Origin of the sequence: Pontibacter qinzhouensis (assembly GCF_008017455.1) — a bacterium.
Taxonomy (GTDB): domain Bacteria; phylum Bacteroidota; class Bacteroidia; order Cytophagales; family Hymenobacteraceae; genus Pontibacter; species Pontibacter qinzhouensis.
In genome coordinates this window covers 1-18,124 of sequence record NZ_VRTY01000112.1, presented here as the reverse complement: position 1 = coordinate 18,124, position 18,124 = coordinate 1, and the positions used below count along the sequence as shown (strand labels likewise).

Sequence of the window (18,124 nt, the reverse complement as noted above, 5' to 3'; positions counted from 1 at the left end):
AAACAGTATTTAACTATCTTAAATACAGAAACTTACGGCGATTTTAAAAAGCAACGTTTGGACACTAATGAAACGACATATAATTTTAGTAATAGTATGTCTGATGTAGTTAAACTAATCCAATAGCAGTAGAAAGTTCCTCATCTATTTCCATTTTGTCTTTCGCTAGTCCTGCATAGTACAGCTTTGTTAATTCTGAGGTCAGTAAATCATCATTCATTAATGAAATAAATAACTTTTTTGAAATCTTTGTTTCAAGTTTCAATTTATTGCCACATTCAGAAATTTTAAACTTCTTCATGATAGGTTTGTGTGATTGTACAAAAGCTATAACAGCAGGTACTGGAAGTTGCAGCACTGGAGAATCAGATTTTATACGCATTATTTTTTTAGCTTCTCGAATGTCTTGAACCATATCATTAAGGACATTGATATCTTCAAGTAAACCTTTAGCCTCAATAGCTTCTATGGTTTTTTCAGCCTGTTTTTTTATCACTTTGTCATAACCGAAGCTACTTTCTAATGCTTTTAAATCAGAAATTATAAGGTGGTCATTTATTTGTATGAAATCTATGGTTTTAGACAATTTTATTAAGTCCTCATCCATTTTAACAAATCTGTGATCTGATTTAAAAAGACTAAACGTTTTGTCAGCCTTCATCGTGTTGAGTTGATGATGGCGTTTATAGATTGCTATGGTGTTCTCTTCAGTACCGATAGTAATAACAAAACCTTTTATTTTATTGAAATCATCATTACTAAAAGTAAATTCTGGCTTATCACTTTCTCCTATCACCTCATCCAAAACCTTTACTCCATCTGGCTTCTCTTCTAAATCATAGTAATATGCTGTGTTTTTACGATTATCTGCCTCTGATAAAGGCATATAATTTAATTCAGAATTATTAATAAATTTTTCGCTCAACGATTTGATTAACATTGATTTCAATTCTATAGCTGCTTCAGCAGAAATATCAGCAATTCTTAACTGATCGTCTTCATTACCATTTGATAAAACCAAGTATAAAACAACACCTGCACTTTCTGGATTTTCTGCACATCTAGTAATATGTTGTTGCAATTCTGGAAGAGTCATATTTGTCAATTAAAGTTTAGCTAAATAAATTTTATCATCAATATTCTTAAGGAGGATACTACTTCCAACAGCTACTTTGCCACGTACTATTATAGTTATATCAGTGCGATTTGAAGTTGATACTTTGTAAATATGGTATCCCCAAATAGCTAAAGTGGGATTGGTGTAAAAAAGATTAGTCTTTATATAAATCCAGCCAATTAGGATTATTATTGTAACCAGCATTAGACTACTCCTGTCTTTATCTAAATCAATACATGCAAGAGGTACAATATAAGTAGCTAAAAAAGTAACTGATTCATAATTAATATTTTCAACATGAGTAACAGTTACAGGCAAAAGAGTTGCACCTTTTTCAAATTTATAGTTGAACCGATAATAAAAGATAAATCCTAGCGTCATGCATATGAGACTTATTACTACAAGAGGATAATTAGTAAATAAGATTTTCCAATTTACTATTTCATAATCTGCACCAAAATGAAATGGTACTTTATTTATGAATAGAAGTAAAAACAGAAGGAAAAGTGAAAGTATATAAAATTCGAATTTCTGGCGCATAGGCTATACCAAACTTAGCTGGTAACATTAGTTCAAATGTGTTATTTATGACCAAAACCCAATCCCCTCCAGATTCTCCCGAATCCGCTTTTCCAGCAGGGTGCTTTCTTCAAACTGAGCTGCCAGCTCGGTGGTCAGCAGCTTCATCTTCTCTTCAAATGGAACGCCGTCGTCTTCTTCAGCTTCGGAGCCCACGTAGCGGCCCGGCGAGAGCACGTAATTGTTGGCAGCCACTTCGGCTAAGGTAGCGGCCTTGCAGAAGCCTTCGGTGTCGGAGTAGCTACCGCCGATGTTGCGCCAGGTATGGTAAGTGTCGGCAATGCGGGCCACGTCGGCGTCTTCGAACACGCGCAGACGGCGGCTGGCCATGGTGCCCAGTTTGCGGGCATCTATAAACAGAATCTCGTTTTGGCGCTCGCGGTGCTCGCCGTCGCGGCCGTCGCGGTTCCTGCTCAAAATAAAGATACAGGCCGGTATGCCGGTGGTCAGGAACAGCTTGTCGGGCATCTGCACGATGCAGTCCACTATGCCTTGCTGTATCATGTGTTCGCGTACGTTCTTTTCGCCGGCGCTTCCGGTGGTCATGGCGCCGTTGGCCATCACCACGCCTGCCGTGCCGCGCTCCGAGAGGTGGTGCCACAGCGTCTGGAACCACATGTAGTTGGCATTGCCGGGCGTGGTAAAGGTGTCTTTGGCCCCGAAGAGGCGCGGGTCGTTGTCGGGCAGCAGCTCGGGGTGCCAGTTCGAGATGTTGAACGGCGGGTTCATGAGGGCGTAGTCGGCCTTCAGGTCGGGGAAGCGGTCTTGTAGCAGTGAGTCGCCCAGCTTCACGTCGAAGGAGAGGTTGCGCAGCAGCAGGTTCATTTTGCAGAGACGCAGGGTGCCTTCGTAGCGCTCCTGTCCGTAAATGGAGATGTCATTTTTGTCGCCGCCGTGGGCCTGCAGAAACTTGAGGCTCTGCACAAACATACCACCCGAGCCGCAGGCCAGGTCCATGATGCGGCCCTTGAGCGGCTCCAGCATTTCCACGAGCAAACGCACCACCGAGCCCGGCGTAAAAAATTGCCCTGCACCGGAGCCTTCGGCCATGGCAAACTTGCCGATGTAGTACTCATATACGCGGCCGTAAATGTCGGATTCGGGGTTGTTGATCTCGGAGAACTTCTCTTTAGAGAACAGGTTGATGAGCCCGGCCACCTGCGTAGGGGAGAGCTGGCTCTTCACGAAGATTGGCTCCAGCACGCCTTTGTAGTCGGGGTTGCGCTTGCTCAGGATCTCGTCGATCAGCACAAAGGCCTGGTCCACCTTCACCTTTATGTCGTCCTGCTCGGCGTTCTCGCGCAGGTAAGCCCAGGTAGCCTCGCGGGGCAGGCGGTATACGTTCTTTACCTGGTACTCCAGCTCATCTTCCAGCACCTCGGTCTGCTGGTGCTGTTCTATGTTATAGTAGTAGCTCTGCGGATCGAAGAAAGAAAGCTGCAGTTCCTGTTTGCGCACCTCAAATCGCTCGGAAAGGTGTTTCAAAAACAGCAGCGACAGCACGTAGTCTTTGTACTGGTTCTCAGCTACAGCGCCGCGCAGTTCGTTGGCGGCATTCCAGAGTTCGTTTTCAAAATCTATATCCGCTTTTGCAGCGGAGGTGGGGGTATTCTTCTTGGCCATGTAGGAGTGTACTCGGTGTTAAAACAATAGCTCAAGGTACCTAATTTTGTATAAATATATCCATAGCCCGTATAGAAAAATGAAAATATTTTGGCTGAAGATGCAGGTGGTGGAGCAGCAGGGAATTTGTAGGAGTGGAGGGCTGTTGTGCAGGCAAAAAGGATTCATCGGCCTTTGCCATCTGATGGAATTTTGCAGGAATGATGCGGTTTGATCGCCTTTTGCAAGGTCAGAAATCTGATCAGGTTTAATTAAGGCAGGCTTGTTGGCAATTTGAACAGCTATTGCAGGGACAGGTCGCGACCTGTCCGTACGTGTGTGTGCGTCTGCCTGTGCCTGAATAGGAATAAATGTTGGGAGATAAATTTTTAAATTAAATGTTACGGGATCGGAAGCGGAATAGGATGCTGGGGTATGATTATAGCAGGGAAGGGCTCTATTTTGTGACTTCCTGTGTTAAAGATCGGGCCTATGTTTTTGGGGAGGTAGTGAAGGAGGAGATGCAGTTGAACGGGTATGGACGCATCGCAGAAGAACAGTGGCTTTGGCTGGAGCGGCAATATCCTTACCTGGTGTTACACGCCTTTATTATCATGCCCAACCACGTGCACGCTATTCTGGAAATTGATCAGGATAATAAAGCCGCAGATACTAACATAAAATCAATCTCAGCTTTAATGGGAGCTTATAAAACCACCACCTCCAAAAAGATTCGGCAGGCAGGCCTGGCGGATTTCGCCTGGCACCGTTCCTTCCACGATCATATTATCCGCCACGAAAGAGCCTATCAAAATATTTTGCACTACATCCAAACAAACCCCTCCCGCTGGCAAACCGACACCTTCCATTCTTAAATTAAACCATAATGACAAGCCAAGTACGGACAGGTCGCGACCTGTCCCTGAATAGCTTATCCCACAGCAAGCCCTTTCCTCCTGCAAAAGCTGATCAAGTCCCCATTCCTGCAAATGCTGATCAGATTTCTTGCCTTTGGATTTCTCAATATCCCAACTTCTCAATTGGATGAATGGAGGGAGTATTATTTGGGGGGAATGTTATTGGGGAACGATTGGACAGGTCGCGACCTGTCCGTACATGGGCCATAGGGAATAGGGTGATCGATATATTATTTCGTTTATTAACCAGCCTACTTTCCGATGCAGAACTTTGTGAAAATATTATCCAGTAAATCATCTGTCGTAATCTCACCGGTAATCTGCCCTAAATGATGCAGCGCCCTTCTGATATCAGCGGCTACGAGATCGTTGCTGATGCCAAGGTCGAGGCCGGAGAGGGTGTCGTCTAAGGCTTCGTAGGTTTTATTCAGGCTATCGACGTGGCGGAGGTTGGTAACAATGGTTTGTTCCCGGGTATTGAGCTTGCCGAGGTTCACCTTTGCTACCAGCGCCTCTTTCAGGCCATCCATGTTGGCTCCTTCTGCTGCTGAGATCTGCACCAGGTTTTCTACTTCCCCAAAAACAGCCAGCGTAGCAGGAGAGGCCTCATCTATTTTATTCGCTACAGCTAGTATCGGTAGCTTTTTGGGGTTTAAGTGCTCCAGCTCTGCCTGCAGCTCTTCCGGTGTGGTGGTGGTAATGTCGAAGAGGTAAATAATAAGCGACGACTGGCTCAGCTTCTGCAGCGTGCGCTCTACGCCGATGGCTTCTACCTTGTCGGTGGTTTCGCGCAGGCCGGCTGTGTCGATAAACCTGAAACTGATGCCTTCGATGTTGATCTCATCTTCAATAAAATCGCGGGTAGTGCCGGGCACATCCGATACAATGGCTTTCTCTTCGTTCAGGAGCTTGTTTAGCAGCGTAGACTTGCCGGCGTTGGGTTTCCCTACAATAACCGTGGGCACACCATTTTTGATCACATTTCCTAACTCAAACGACCTGAGAAGTTCCCTGATAATGCGCTGAATATTGGAAATGAGCAGGCGAAGTTGTTCGCGATCGGCAAATTCTACGTCTTCTTCGGCAAAGTCCAGCTCCAGTTCAATCATGGAGGCAAAGTGCACCAACTCTGCCCGCAGCTTCTTAATTTCCTGCGAAAAGCCTCCCCGCATCTGTTTCATGGCCACCTCATGCGAGAGGGCGGAGTCGGAAGAAATCAGGTCGGCTACGGCCTCTGCCTGTGCCAGGTCGAACTGTCCGTTCAGGAAAGCCCGTTTGGTAAACTCACCAGCCTGCGCCAGGCGCGCACCCTGCTTCAGGAAAAGCTGCATGAGCTGCTGCACAATAAAGTCGGAGCCGTGGCAGCTTACTTCTACTACGTCTTCCTTGGTATAAGATGTTGGCCCTTTAAACAGCGACACCAGCACCTCGTCCAGTACCTTGTCGCCATCCCTGATGGTGCCGAAATGGATCGTGTGAGATGGCTGCTGCAACAGGTCTCTACCCCGGAAAACACCCTGTACAATGGCAAAAGCTTCTGGTCCAGAGAGGCGGATAACAGCAATGGCACCTACACCAGAGGCAGTGGCAACAGCAACAATAGTATCGGTAGTGGAATGGTGGTGCATGAAGAACGTTAGGTTAGGCAATAAAATTTGTAAGGGAGAAAGTCGGCTTTTGAAAGAAAAAGTAGCCTCGAAGCACAGACTGTGAGAAAACAGGCACAGGAAGTTCTTTACTAAATAATACGTTTAAAATCTTGGTAGAATAGCCTTAGTTATCAGATGGTTATATCCAATTATTCTAATGAAAAAGGCCTTCAAAAGCTGTAGAAGCAATTTATGTCCAAGGGTGAATTAGACTTTTTGGGCTATTTGGCCTTCTTTTCGTACTCCTGCCAGGAGCTGTTTTTGTAATGGTTGTCGCCAAAGAAGCGGAGAATTTTGGAGAACGCTGCCGCATCGAGGTAGCCGGGAACAGGTGAGAGCATTTCCATTTTCTCGTTTAGGTACACAGTGGTTGGGTAACTCATCTGCCCCTGCAGTAAAGCCACTGCCAGCTCATGCGATTTGTATTCGGGGTTGAATTTGTAGGTGTGGCCATTCAATGTGATCGGCTTTTTACCCTCGGCATCCAGCTTAACCGCGTAGTAGTTTTTGTTGATATAGGCTGCCACGGCAGGATCAGCAAAGGTGCCTTTGTCCATTTTTTTGCACCAGCCGCACCAGTCGGTATACACATCTATCACAATTTTGCGGGGTTCCTTTTTTTGTTTGGCTGCCGCCTCTTCTATCGTGAGCCATTGTATCGTTTCAGCAGGTGCGGCAGTTTTGTTTGCCGGACTATCAGGAGCAGCTACAAAGCCCGTAAAACCAGAAAATCCAACAAAAACAGCCAGCAAGGCCAGTAGACAAAATCTATTTTTCATCAATTGTTTCGTTATATCGTGCACCCGACCCCAGGCACATCTGCAAATTTAACAAAAAACGGTAGTTTAATAATTCCAGCCGCCGAGCCTGATTGTTTGTTAGTTGCTAATTGCTAAGTGTAGTTTGCTGATCGTTATTTGCTAGAACAACATTATCCGGACTTTGAGTTAAAGAACTTAGAGACAAAGGGCCATGAGATTTAATTAATTAGGTTTAGGTTATAATTGATTCACTCTTACAATTTTTACTCCCCAAAAAGTCTTGTGTCTTGCTACTTATGCCCTTTTAAAAGTCAATTAATAGGAGAGGGTACCAGTTTGCGGCGGTTCATCCAGATGCCACGTGATGGTGAGAACAGGAAAGCCAGCAAAAACTCAAGGCCGGTTACGGTGGCAATGGCTCCGGCAATAGACCCGTCGAGCCAAACGGCCAGAAAATAACCTGCTGCCGACGCCACTACGCCAATAACCACCGACAGCAGCAGCATAGTCTTGAAATTGTCGGTAAGCAGGTACGCAGTGGCAGGAGGCGCCACCAGGAAAGCAACCACCAGTATAGCCCCAACCGACTCAAAAGAAGCCACCGTGGTAAGCGACACTGCCGACATGAGCAGGTAGTACCACAGCGAAGTAGAAATGCCGATAGAGGCAGCATAAGCAGCATCGAAAGCGGTGAGGTAAAGCTCCTTGTAACCCAGGTAGATGAACAGGATAACGACCACAGCCACCGACCCCACCGTCCAGACAGCCCGTGGGCCTAGTATCCAGCCATCTTCCGAAATCCAGAGATCAATCGGGGTGTAGGCAATTTCTCCGTAGAGCACGCAGTCCTGGTCAAGGTCAATTTGCCCTGCAAACATAGAAATCAGGATAATACCGATGGCAAACAACCAGGTAAAAGTCACGCCAATAGAAGCATCGGTCTGCACCCGCGCCACCCGATGAAAGAATTCGATCAGGAAGGTAGTGAGTACGCCTAACAAGCCTGCCCCGATCAGCATAGGCACCGAGTCGCGGGAGCCGGTAACCAGAAAAGCAATTACGATACCCGGTAGCACCGCATGCGACACAGCATCACCTACCATGGCCATGCGCCGCAAAATGAGATAGCACCCTAAGAGGCTACAGCATGTGGCAACCAGCGAGCCAGTGAGTATAATCCAGAATGCGTTCATGTTTTAGTTTTGAATGATAGCATGAGTGATTGAGTGAATAATAAGTGCGGTATACTTATAGTTGATGAGGGTAAAGCCTTGGATAAAAATGTTTGAAAATCCTTCTGGAGGGCTTTTTCATTTAAATAATTGAACATCTTTCCAAAATTTCGTCCTTAACAAAAAACTACCAACAACCAGCAATCAACAACCAACTCAAGGAATTTTGTTATTGTGCGGGTCCAGCACCGGGTATTGTAGCTCCTGCATGAGTTTCTGCTCCAGCTCCGGGGTAATAATGTGCTCAATGGTTTCAGCGTCTTCGTGCACGTGGTCGGAGGCAAGCTCCAGGAACTGGGTCAGGTACAGTTCCCAGAGCCTGTGCAGTCGAACTACCCGCATGCCACGGGTCTGCCCTTGTCGGGTCAGCACCCACGCGTTTTTATCTTTCACCACATAGCCTTCTCGTTTCAATTTCCGGAGGCCTTTGCTGATTTCGCTTTTTGGTATCTGCCGCCTCTCCATAATATCGGTTACATTGCGCGAGGAATAGTAGTCCTGGTTTGGCTCACCGAGCTGGTACATCAGCTTCAGCAGGTTCTCCTCCAGCACCCGGGCCTTGTTTCTGCGTTGTTTCCAGATGCGCGATACCCAGCCTTTGCCCGGCGCAAAAGCAAAAGATGAAATAGCGATCATCGAAATGATAAGCACGATCCAGGGCCCTGTGGGCATAGATGGTGCCGTATACGACACATAAGCTCCTGCTAAACCTGAAAAAGCCCCCATGAGCGCAGCCAGCACCAGCATGAGCCGCAGGTTCTCGGTCCAGAAACGGGCAGCAGCGGCAGGAGTAATAAGCATGGCTGCCATCAGCACCACACCCACCGCCTGAATGCCTACTACCACCGCAAAAACAGTAAGGGTTGTCAGCAGTAGCTCCAGCGCCCGAACCGGGTAGCCAATAGTGCGGGCATAGGCCTCGTCGAAGCAAAGCAGCATCAGTTCCTTGTAAAAGACAACGGTGCAGACCAGCAGGAGCAGGGCCACCACGCTAAATACAATCAGATCTTCGCCAATAAGGGCAGCAGCGTTGCCGAACAAAAACTTATCGAGGCCGCTTTGTGCCGCGTTACCAGAATGCTGAATGGAGGTGAGTAGCAGAATGCCTATGCCGAAAAAAACCGACAGCACCAGCCCAATGGCCGTATCTTCTTTTATGCGGGAGCGGGAGGTGATAAAATCGATAACGATCAGCGACAGCCACCCGGTAATAAATGCCCCGAGCAGGAGCACCAGCGGGTTCTTCGTGCCGGAAAGCATGAAGGCCAGACAAACACCCGGCAGCACGGCATGCGCCACGGCATCGCCTACCAAAGCCCTTTTCCGAAGCAGCGTAAAGCAACCTACCACCGCCGAACTGCTGGCCAGCAACACCGACCCTATGGCCACAAACCGGACATTGGCATCTGTAAACGAGAAGAACTCAGTAAAGTCGCTCATTTGTGTTTAATTGTTAATTTGCTGATGGTTAAATGGTTGTTTCAATCAGCGTAATTCCTTTGCTACCGAAATAGCTGCAGGGTATATGCTTACTCTATACAGATAATTATTCTAATGAAAATAGCCTTCAGAAGCATTTTGAGCTGTTAAGCCCCAAGGGTCTTCAATCAAAATTTCTAATTTCTAATTTGGCAAAGCCTTACGCTTCCCGCGACGGGAACTCCTGCTTCCGCAGCAGGTCGCCTACTTTTGAGAGTACCGTTAATTTACCGCCATAGGTTTTCTCCAGCATTTCCTGGGTTAGTACCTGGTCGGTGGGGCCGGAGGCAACCAGGCGCATGTTCAGCAAAATAACCCAGTTAAAGTAAGCCGTAGCCGACTGCAGATCGTGGTGCACCACCACCACCGTTTTGCCCTCGTCGCGCATGTGCCGCAGGAGTTCTATTATAGCGGTTTCTGTGGCGATGTCTACTCCGGCAAAAGGCTCGTCCATAAAGTAAATGTCGGCGTTCTGGGCCAGGGCACGGGCCAGAAACACCCGCTGCTGCTGGCCTCCGGAGAGCTGCGAAATCTGCCGGTCGGTAAAGGCCTGCATGCCTACTTTCTCCAGGGCTTCCATGGCGGCATCTTTGTCGGCACGGCGGGGCCTGTTAAAAAAGCCGAGCTTGCCATAGCGCCCCATCAGCACCACATCAAACACCGAGGCCGGAAAATCCCAGTCTACTGACTCGCGCTGGGGCACATAGCTGATGCGCTTGCGAACCTCCTTCAGCGGCTGATCAAAAATTCTGATGTACCCGCTGCTGGCCGGAAGCAAGCCCATAATGGCCTTTATCAGCGTAGATTTACCAGCACCGTTCGGACCGATTACACCCACCAGGGAACCGGCAGGCAAGGTCAGGTCCACACCCCACAAAACAGGTTTTCGATCGTAACTTACCGTTAAATCGTGCACCTCCACCACCGGATTCTCTACTTGAAGTATCATGTTATATTTGTTTCATTTTAAGGCAGATGCGATTTGAGAAACATTGTAGCGTACCATGCCTTCGTACGTTCCTTCTGGTGTGCCGTCTGCTCCCAGGGCATCCGAAAAAAGAGTACCTCCGATTTTGATTTCATGCCCTTTTTGCCGGACACCAGCCATAACGGCTTCTATGGCTTTCGGCGACACAGAAGACTCTACAAATACTGCTTTTATTTTTTTTGATGCGATAAAATTCACCAGCGACGATACATCCTGCAACCCAAACTCCGAAACAGTAGAGATACCCTGCAGCCCGCGCACCTGAATGCCATAAGCATCGCCGAAGTAACCAAAGGCATCGTGCGCAGTAATAAGAATGCGCTGCTGCTCCGGAATTTCCTGAATTGTGTTCCGGGCGTATTGGTGTAGACTCGCCAGCTGCTGCAGATAAACAGTCGTGTTTTGCTGGTACTGTGCGGCATGAGCAGGATCTTTCTGTTGCAACTCCTGGCTCAGGTGCTGCACCACTTTTTGCCACAATGCTACATCGAACCAGATGTGCGGATCGTAGCTGCCCGGAAAATCGGAGGAGGCGCGCATGTCGGCAGGGCGCAGGCCATCTGCTGCTGCCATTACGCTTTTAAACCGGCTCAGCCTTTCGAGCACTTCGCCCATTTTTCCCTCCAGGTGCAGCCCGTTATACACAATTACGTGGGCCTCCGTCAGCGACTCCAGGTCACCTTGTGTTGCCTTGTACAGGTGCGGATCTACGCCTGAGCCCATTATAGCTTCTACATCGGCCAGGTCGCCTACAATATGCTGCACGGCATCTTTTAAAATACCGGTAGTGGTGACCACCCGCAGGCGCTCCCCATCCGGAACCTGCCCCCGTGTATCTACTTGTTTGCAGCCTGTAAACCACAAACTGCACAGCATCCATAGCAGCAGCAGGAGAGCATTCTTTACCATAGCAAGCAAATCAAGCAGACAGAAAAATGTTTTTGGTGACTTCCCCTGAAACAACCGTGTTCCGGCTGTTGTCGATGCTGATTTCCAGGGAATTATCGTAAGGTACCCGGTCCAGTACTTTAATTTTTACGCCTAGCCTGATGCCCATTTTATCGAGGTATTGCAGGAACAGCGGTTGTGAGGCATTTACCCCCACCACAATGCCAGCTTCGTTCAGGTCCATCTCAGCGAGCAGCTTCTGGGCTTTGGGATTGATTTCACCGGTTTCAGAAGGAATCGGGTCTCCGTGCGGATCGAACTTCGGGTGGCCCAGGAACTCATCGAGGCGTTTTACCAGCAATTCAGAGGTGATATGCTCCAGCTCCTCTGCCACCTCATGTACCTCATCCCAGTTAAATTTCAGTTTCTCCACCAGAAACACTTCCCATAGCCGGTGCTTCCGGATAATCTGCAGCGCAATTCTGTTTCCGGAATCGGTAAGTGTTACGCCTTTGTATTTAATATAATTTACCACTCCCTTAGTGCTCAGCTTCCGGAGCATATCGGTAACCGAAGCCGCTTTGGTGTCGAGTACATCGGCTATGGCATTCGTATTCACATCAGCTAACCCGCTCTCCGACAGCTTGTAAATGGCTTTAATGTAATTCTCTTCTGTAAAACTATGCACGATCTTTTAATGAGTGAATGAATGATTGAGTGAATGTGTAAATAAAATCAACAGAATAATTAGAACAGTTTTTATTTAGAGGAGATTCGGTTTAATGAAACCGTTTGCCAAAACTTACTCAACCTGCCTTTGTACAAACACCCACTCAATCACTCATTCAAAATTCAAAATTTTTAAAAAAACTACCACCTGATCAGAGCAGAGGCCCAGGTAAAGCCGCTGCCAAAAGCTGCCAGGCAAACCAGACTTCCTTCCTTTACCAGGCCTTGCTCCACTGCTTCGCTTAAGGCAATGGGTACAGAGGCGGCCGTGGTGTTACCGTATTTATGGATATTGCTGAAGACTTTTTCGGCAGGTAAACCCATCTTCTGCTGAATATAGGAGGTGATGCGCAGGTTCGCCTGGTGCGGTATAAGCATGTCTATATCAGTAGGTTGGTAGTTGTTTGCTTTAAGGGCTTCTTCAATGACTTCAGGAAAACGGGTAACCGCATGTTTAAAAACGGTATTGCCATTCATTACCGGGAAAACAGTTCCTTCGTCGAGCATCTCGTGGGTGAGGCGCTCTTTTTTGTTGCTTCCGGGGTCCAGTACCGCCAGTTCTTCTGCAAACTCGCCATCGGCGTGCAGGTGCGTTGATAGTATGCCTTTGTCGTTGCTACTGGCAGGGGTAAGCACGGCAGCGCCGGCACCATCGCCAAAAATAACCGATACGTTACGGCCACGGGTTGTAAAGTCGAGACCGCTGGAGTGAATTTCGGAGCCAACCACCAGCACATTGTTGTACATGCCGGTTTTAATAAACTGATCGGCCACCGATAGGGCGTAGATAAAGCCAGAGCATTGGTTCCTCACATCCAGTGCCGGTATTTCTTTCAGGCCCAGCTCGCGCTGCAACAGCACGCCTGAACCCGGAAACACATAGTCAGGGCTAAGGGTCGCAAAAACGATCAGGTCCAGCTCCTGCGCCTCCAGGCCAGCCATTTTCAGGGCTTTGCGGGCGGCATGCGCTGCCATGTTAGCAGTGGTGTCTACTCCCTCCTCAAAATAGTGGCGCTCCAGAATACCGGTCCGCTCCCTGATCCACTCATCCGAGGTATCCATCAGTTTTTCCAGGTCTTTGTTTGTAACCACCTTCTCCGGTACATAATGACCTACTCCTGAAATTTTAGAATTGCGCATAGTCATAGCTTTAATTGTTTCGAATATACAAATAAATTTTTAAGATTTAGACTTATCTAAAAATATTTTTTAGATAAGTTAGTTTTGCAGGCTGGTGATGGCTGCGAGTAATTTTTGTTCTTCTGTTTCCCAGAAAATAGCCGGGGGTATTCCTTTACGATAAAACGTACGTTCGTGTAAGCTGTTTTTAATAGCGGCGGCATTTATTTTCCTGAAATCGATGCTGATACCTGCGTCTGCCGCAGCTATTATCGGTTGCCAGAGCGGGTTCTCCTGAATAACGATGGGCAAGGCATAAGCCATGTACTCGTAAAGTTTAGTAGGGACGCAGGAAAAGGTGCTGGCATTGGGCAGGTAAGGCAGCAGGCCGATGTTGCTTTGCTTTATCAGCTCCAGAATCTGCTGGTGAGGCACCAGTTTCTCTCCACCTATAAGGGTAATAAATGGTTTCCCGCGTATCTGCTCCCGGAGCCTTGCCAATGTGTCTGGTCGGGCACAATATCCAATAATGGTCAGGGTGGTGTTTGGGTCTTGCTTGTGCAGCTGCGTGGCCAGTTCAATGGCTTCGAAAACACCATACAGCTCGGCAATGGTGCCGGAGAAGAGCAGGCGCAGGGAGCGCTGGTCTGGCATTGTTCGTGGTGTTGCCGGCAAGGTGTAGTTTGGGGCGGGTTTGTATTTGTTCTCGATTAAGGTAGTACGGCTCTTCAGGAAGGGCAGCTCCCGGAAATAGGCGCTTTCTGCCACCAGAAAATGCGCAACTTTTGCCGCCAGTGCCTGTTCTGTGCCCCGCACGGTGGCTGCCATTAGCTGCCTGAGCAGTGGTGGGTAGTTCTGCTGCGCCCTTAGGTTAAGCGCATAGTTCTCCTGCAGGTCGTACACGAGCTGGCAAGGGTGCAGGCGGCAGTAGACCCAGCTAACTGCCAGTAGTTCATGGGTGCTGACTATTAATAGGTGAGGTTTTACTTGAAGTAGAAGTCTGTAGAAAGCAAGCTGCGCCTTTGCTCGGCCCCAGCTCAACCTGCGGAAGCGGAAGATCGGATGAAACCGGATAGAGGCAGGAGCACCTGTGGGAACTGGGGCCACGTAGCCGGCTACATGCACCGTAGTAGCAGGAAGTTTATTCAGCGACAAGGCCAGTTTCTCATACAGCCGGGTATCGTTTATCGGCTTCAGCAGCGAAGCAAGTAATATTCTCTTTTCAGACATCGGCTAAATTTAATACTTTTACGCAGGAAGAATAACAACATTAAAATGGAACATAGAGACATTATTGAAAAGGCTTGGGAAGACCGGTCTTTGTTAAAGGAAAACGAAACAAAGGAAGCCATCCGTGCCGTGGTCGAAGAGCTTGATAAGGGCCGCATCCGTGTTGCCGAGCCAGACGGTGATGACTGGCTTGTAAATGAGTGGGTAAAAAAAGCCGTGCTCCTGTACTTCCCGATTCAGTCGATGAACACGATTGAGGTAGGACCGTTTGAGTTTCATGACAAAATTGGGCTGAAGCAGGACTACGCTGGCCTTGGTGTGCGTGTAGTGCCTCATGCGGTGGCACGTTACGGCTCTTTTCTGGCAAGAGGTGTGGTCATGATGCCTTCTTATGTGAATATTGGTGCTTACGTAGGCGAAGGTACTATGGTAGACACCTGGGCTACAGTGGGTAGCTGCGCACAGGTTGGCAAAAATGTGCATCTGAGCGGCGGTGTAGGTTTAGGTGGCGTGCTGGAGCCGGTGCAGGCTGCTCCGGTTATTATAGAAGACGGTGCCTTTGTAGGGTCGCGTAGCATTCTGGTAGAAGGTTGCCGCATTGGCAAAGAAGCCGTAATTGGCGCTGGCGTTACTATTACCGGCAGCTCCCGCATTATAGATGTTACCAGTGCCGAGCAAAAAGAGTACAGAGGGTATGTGCCTCCTCGCTCCGTGGTAATTCCAGGCTCATATACCAAGAAATTCCCGGCTGGCGATTTTCAGGTGCCTTGCGCCCTCATTATTGGCCTGCGAAAAGAAAGCACCGACCTGAAGACTTCGCTGAACGACGTGCTTCGCGACCATGCGGTAGCTGTATAGATTTCAGAAGCTGGATACTAGATTTTAAGTACTGGTACTTTATTTACAAGGTATGGCATTCTAATTTTGGTGCGGTCACCTGATTTTTCTAATGAAATTAACCTTCAGAAGGAATTTCATTAGAAAATAGCCAAGGGTAAACCATTTGAACTTAGGTTGTTCCTCGGCAGACTCCAGCAGAAAAAGGAGCAGTAGTATAACACAAAAGGCCTCTGCCATTGCCGGTGGAGGCCTTTTGTGTTCATGTTGAAGAATTACTTAAGTTGTGCAGTAGACTTCCTTATTCATTGTGACAGCAAGCATGGACAAAATACGTCAACCAGGTGTACCTCTGCAAATATGTTAAAAAGTAGCTATGCGAACTTCGACTAAACGCTCCATATCCCAAGCTAACGGATCTTGCCCACAAGCTCTTTTCAAGATGATAACAGCGGGGTAGTGGAAGTAGCGATAACAACTTTGCTGCCGCACAAACCAATTATTCAAATGAAAATGGCCTTCAAAAGAATTATGGCCTTAAAAATGCCAAGGGCAAACCAGAACTGAAGTCGGTCTACAGCTTAAACCTGTCGGCCACTACCAGGTCTTTGGTGCCGTGACCCCAGGAGTAGAAGCCATGCCCTGATTTAACTCCTTTGTGGCCGGCCTGCACCATATTTACGAGCAAAGGGCATGGGGCGTATTTAGGGTTGCCGAAACCATCGTGCAGCACCTTCAGAATAGAAAGGCAGACATCCAGCCCGATAAAGTCTGCCAATTGGAGCGGCCCCATCGGGTGCGCCATGCCCAGCTTCATAATCGTGTCTATCTCTTCCACGCCAGCCACTCCTTCATGCAGCGTATAAATGGCTTCGTTTATCATGGGCATCAGAATGCGGTTGGCAACAAAGCCGGGGTAATCCTGGCAAGAGGTAGGTACTTTGCCCAGCTGCCGCGACAAATCTTCTATGGCGGTGGTAACGGCATCAGATGTGGAGTAGCCCCTGATCACCTCTACCAGTTTCATAACCGGCACGGGGTTCATAAAGTGCATGCCTATTACTTTGTCAGGTCGGTTAGTGACTGCGGCAATCTTTGTGATGGAGATCGAGGAGGTGTTGCTGGCTAAAATGGCAGCTGGTTTCGCGAAACCAGATAACTGAGAAAAAATCTTTAGTTTAAGCGCTTCGTCTTCGGTTGCTGCCTCTACTACCAGGTCAGCCTCTTTCACACCTTCTTCCAGGTTGGTAAAGGTGCTGATGTTCTTCAACGTTTCCGCTTTCTGGTCTTCTGTAAGAGTTCCTTTTGCAACCATTCTGTCGAGGTTGCGGGAGATGGTATTCAGGGCGCTGGCTAAGGCCTTGTCAGAAATATCGATGAGCGACACACCAAAACCATGTTGTGCAAAAACATGCGCAATGCCGTTGCCCATAGTTCCGGAGCCAATTACTGCAATTTTGTTCATAGATGTAGGTTAGCGTTTGTGATTTAGAAAAATCCTCTTCCTGCAAATCTATCATTAATAACCATTTTAACTAGGCATTCAAGATGATTGTGGATAAAGTGCAATACTAATAGAGAAGTTTGAAATTTAGTTTTCAGTATGGGGTAGGAGGTTTAAATTATTATTTTAAAAAATTGTGTCTGCGCCTATATTTATTTTATAACCTTATAATGATTTGTAATTCAATTAAATGTACCTGATTTTTGGGAGTTTATTAGAGCCGTTTTCAATTAAAGGCAATTAAAAAAATAAAAAAAAGAGTTCTATATAAATCTTTTGAAATATATATCCGTAGAAACCATAAAACCAAAAAGTACAACTGGTGCGGCAATTAGTTGGAGGTTTGCCAGGTATTGGCATCTTGTAGCGCAGTGGTAGTAGTTGTACCTAACTTAATAAATAAGATATATAAAAAAGTAACACTATGGGAAATTTATTGTATTTAATAGCTGTCGTTTTAGTGATTTTCTGGTTAATCGGATTTTTAGGATTCCCTGATGCCGTAGGTGGTATCATTCATATATTACTTGTAATAGCAGTTATCGCTGTTGTTCTACGATTAATAAGGGGAGTCTAACTTCTACAAGTAAATCACGTTAAGAATAGAAAACGTATTTCAATCAAATTAAACTAACAAAACTATGGGAAATTTATTGTATATTATAGCTGTGGTTCTTGTAATCTTCTGGCTTATCGGATTCTTAGGATTTCCTGATGCTGTTGGAGGTCTAATTCACATTCTGCTTGTAATTGCTGTAATTGTGGTGCTTTTGCGCCTGATACGAGGCTGATAAGCAGAACTTTACTACTCGAAATCACAAAAAAGAGGCTGCCATGGGAACATGGCAGCCTCTTTTTTTTATAGTGACTGTTATGACTAGCGCCGGAACGGGATATTAAGGCCGAACCGGATAATCGGGTTCCGGTAAGGGGTGTAAATACTGTTGCTCAGGTTGTAGAGCACATACAAGTCGGCGGTTGCCCGGCCGCCCATGCTTTGCCTGTAGCCAAGGCCAACCATTGGGGTAGCTTCTACGCGGTTGTTGCGGTAAACCTGGCCACTGTTCGGGTCAGTTTCTGCATATTGCATTCGCAGCACCTCATACTCCCCGTGTGCCAGTATTCTGCCACCCAGGTTTATGTTTACCAAATTCAGGAGTTCCTGCTGGGCAAAAAATTTGGTGCCGTAGCTCTGCAGCGTTACAGCCCCCCGGTGCCCGGTTCTCAGGTCGTAGGTCCTGACACGCTGGTACTGGTAAATAACCCCGGTACCAAACCAGAACTTCTCGGTTGCCATGTACCCTAATATCGGGCTGACTGAAATGTTGGTTACCGTTCCGAACTGCAGACCAAAGCTGCCGCCAGTGTAGAGCCTGTCCATAATGGTGGGGCGCTCTTCTGGTGCCTGCTGCCTTACGGGGTCCTGCACCTGCGGGCGCTGGCCCGGTGGTGGACCGGCAGGTAAAGTCGGTTTTACATAAGAGGTGTCAGAT

At 47.5% G+C, this 18,124-nt stretch carries 18 protein-coding genes; 4 read left to right on the top strand and 14 right to left on the bottom strand.

Features of this window, described 5'->3' with window-relative positions; all coding sequences use genetic code 11:
* Positions 1–109 precede the first annotated feature (109 nt).
* The 3 genes from kwaB to FVR03_RS20830 are packed head-to-tail and all read right to left on the bottom strand — an operon-like array spanning position 110 to position 3,319.
* The gene (gene kwaB, locus FVR03_RS20840; RefSeq protein WP_147923708.1) at positions 110–1,096 is read right to left on the bottom strand and encodes an anti-phage protein KwaB; all 987 of its coding nucleotides are present in this window, start codon (positions 1,094–1,096) and stop codon (positions 110–112) included.
* A 9-nt stretch (positions 1,097–1,105) separates the two neighbouring features.
* Positions 1,106–1,657 carry an anti-phage protein KwaA gene (kwaA, locus tag FVR03_RS20835; protein WP_304608232.1) on the bottom strand — a complete coding sequence of 184 codons (552 nt, stop codon included), beginning with the start codon at positions 1,655–1,657 and terminating at the stop codon, positions 1,106–1,108.
* Between the two features lie 45 nt (positions 1,658–1,702).
* Positions 1,703–3,319, bottom strand: coding sequence for a type I restriction-modification system subunit M (locus tag FVR03_RS20830; RefSeq protein ID WP_147923706.1), 1,617 nt, complete (start codon positions 3,317–3,319; stop codon positions 1,703–1,705).
* 377 nt (positions 3,320–3,696) lie between these two features.
* Between FVR03_RS20830 and FVR03_RS20825 the strand changes: the two genes are divergently transcribed.
* Entirely contained in the window at positions 3,697–4,173 is a 477-nt protein-coding gene (locus FVR03_RS20825) for a transposase (RefSeq protein ID WP_222707288.1), read from the top strand.
* 293 nt (positions 4,174–4,466) lie between these two features.
* Here FVR03_RS20825 and mnmE read toward each other — a convergent pair whose 3' ends face one another.
* The 9 genes from mnmE to FVR03_RS20780 all read right to left on the bottom strand — a co-directional run bounded on the left by mnmE (position 4,467) and on the right by FVR03_RS20780 (position 14,290).
* Positions 4,467–5,843, bottom strand: a complete 1,377-nt coding sequence (gene mnmE / locus FVR03_RS20820) for a tRNA uridine-5-carboxymethylaminomethyl(34) synthesis GTPase MnmE (RefSeq protein WP_147923705.1) — start codon at positions 5,841–5,843, stop codon at positions 4,467–4,469.
* 242 nt (positions 5,844–6,085) lie between these two features.
* Positions 6,086–6,643 (bottom strand): thioredoxin family protein, encoded by a 558-nt coding sequence (locus tag FVR03_RS20815; RefSeq protein WP_147923704.1) that lies wholly within the window; start codon positions 6,641–6,643, stop codon positions 6,086–6,088.
* A gap of 293 nt (positions 6,644–6,936) precedes the next feature.
* Positions 6,937–7,818 carry a metal ABC transporter permease gene (locus tag FVR03_RS20810; protein WP_147923703.1) on the bottom strand — a complete coding sequence of 294 codons (882 nt, stop codon included), beginning with the start codon at positions 7,816–7,818 and terminating at the stop codon, positions 6,937–6,939.
* A gap of 195 nt (positions 7,819–8,013) precedes the next feature.
* On the bottom strand, positions 8,014–9,297 hold the full coding sequence (locus FVR03_RS20805) for a metal ABC transporter permease (RefSeq protein WP_147923702.1): 1,284 nt from the start codon (positions 9,295–9,297) through the stop codon (positions 8,014–8,016).
* 199 nt (positions 9,298–9,496) lie between these two features.
* On the bottom strand, positions 9,497–10,285 hold the full coding sequence (locus FVR03_RS20800; protein ID WP_147923701.1) for a metal ABC transporter ATP-binding protein: 789 nt from the start codon (positions 10,283–10,285) through the stop codon (positions 9,497–9,499).
* Positions 10,286–10,297: 12 nt separating this feature from the next.
* A complete protein-coding gene (locus tag FVR03_RS20795) occupies positions 10,298–11,233 on the bottom strand; it encodes a metal ABC transporter solute-binding protein, Zn/Mn family (protein ID WP_147923700.1) in 936 nt (311 codons plus the stop codon).
* 10 nt (positions 11,234–11,243) lie between these two features.
* Positions 11,244–11,900, bottom strand: coding sequence for a metal-dependent transcriptional regulator (locus FVR03_RS20790; protein WP_147923699.1), 657 nt, complete (start codon positions 11,898–11,900; stop codon positions 11,244–11,246).
* 182 nt (positions 11,901–12,082) lie between these two features.
* Positions 12,083–13,081 carry a 3-oxoacyl-ACP synthase III family protein gene (locus FVR03_RS20785; RefSeq protein WP_147923698.1) on the bottom strand — a complete coding sequence of 333 codons (999 nt, stop codon included), beginning with the start codon at positions 13,079–13,081 and terminating at the stop codon, positions 12,083–12,085.
* Positions 13,082–13,159: 78 nt separating this feature from the next.
* Entirely contained in the window at positions 13,160–14,290 is a 1,131-nt protein-coding gene (locus FVR03_RS20780) for a glycosyltransferase (protein WP_147923697.1), read from the bottom strand.
* A gap of 45 nt (positions 14,291–14,335) precedes the next feature.
* Here FVR03_RS20780 and FVR03_RS20775 point away from each other — a divergent pair, with 45 nt between their 5' ends.
* Complete coding sequence (locus FVR03_RS20775; protein ID WP_147923696.1) at positions 14,336–15,148, top strand: 2,3,4,5-tetrahydropyridine-2,6-dicarboxylate N-succinyltransferase; 813 nt, start codon at positions 14,336–14,338, stop codon at positions 15,146–15,148.
* A 553-nt stretch (positions 15,149–15,701) separates the two neighbouring features.
* Here FVR03_RS20775 and FVR03_RS20770 read toward each other — a convergent pair.
* Positions 15,702–16,592 (bottom strand): 3-hydroxyacyl-CoA dehydrogenase family protein, encoded by an 891-nt coding sequence (locus FVR03_RS20770; protein WP_147923695.1) that lies wholly within the window; start codon positions 16,590–16,592, stop codon positions 15,702–15,704.
* 463 nt (positions 16,593–17,055) lie between these two features.
* Between FVR03_RS20770 and FVR03_RS20765 the strand changes: the two genes are divergently transcribed.
* Both FVR03_RS20765 and FVR03_RS20760 read left to right on the top strand, forming a co-directional pair.
* Positions 17,056–17,208: a lmo0937 family membrane protein gene (locus FVR03_RS20765; RefSeq protein ID WP_147923694.1), complete on the top strand. Its 153-nt coding sequence runs from the start codon at positions 17,056–17,058 to the stop codon at positions 17,206–17,208.
* 64 nt (positions 17,209–17,272) lie between these two features.
* On the top strand, positions 17,273–17,422 hold the full coding sequence (locus tag FVR03_RS20760) for a lmo0937 family membrane protein (protein ID WP_007660460.1): 150 nt from the start codon (positions 17,273–17,275) through the stop codon (positions 17,420–17,422).
* Between the two features lie 86 nt (positions 17,423–17,508).
* Here FVR03_RS20760 and FVR03_RS24560 read toward each other — a convergent pair.
* Positions 17,509–18,124 (bottom strand): hypothetical protein (locus FVR03_RS24560; RefSeq protein ID WP_187270246.1); only part of this gene is annotated, 616 nt, incomplete at its 5' end.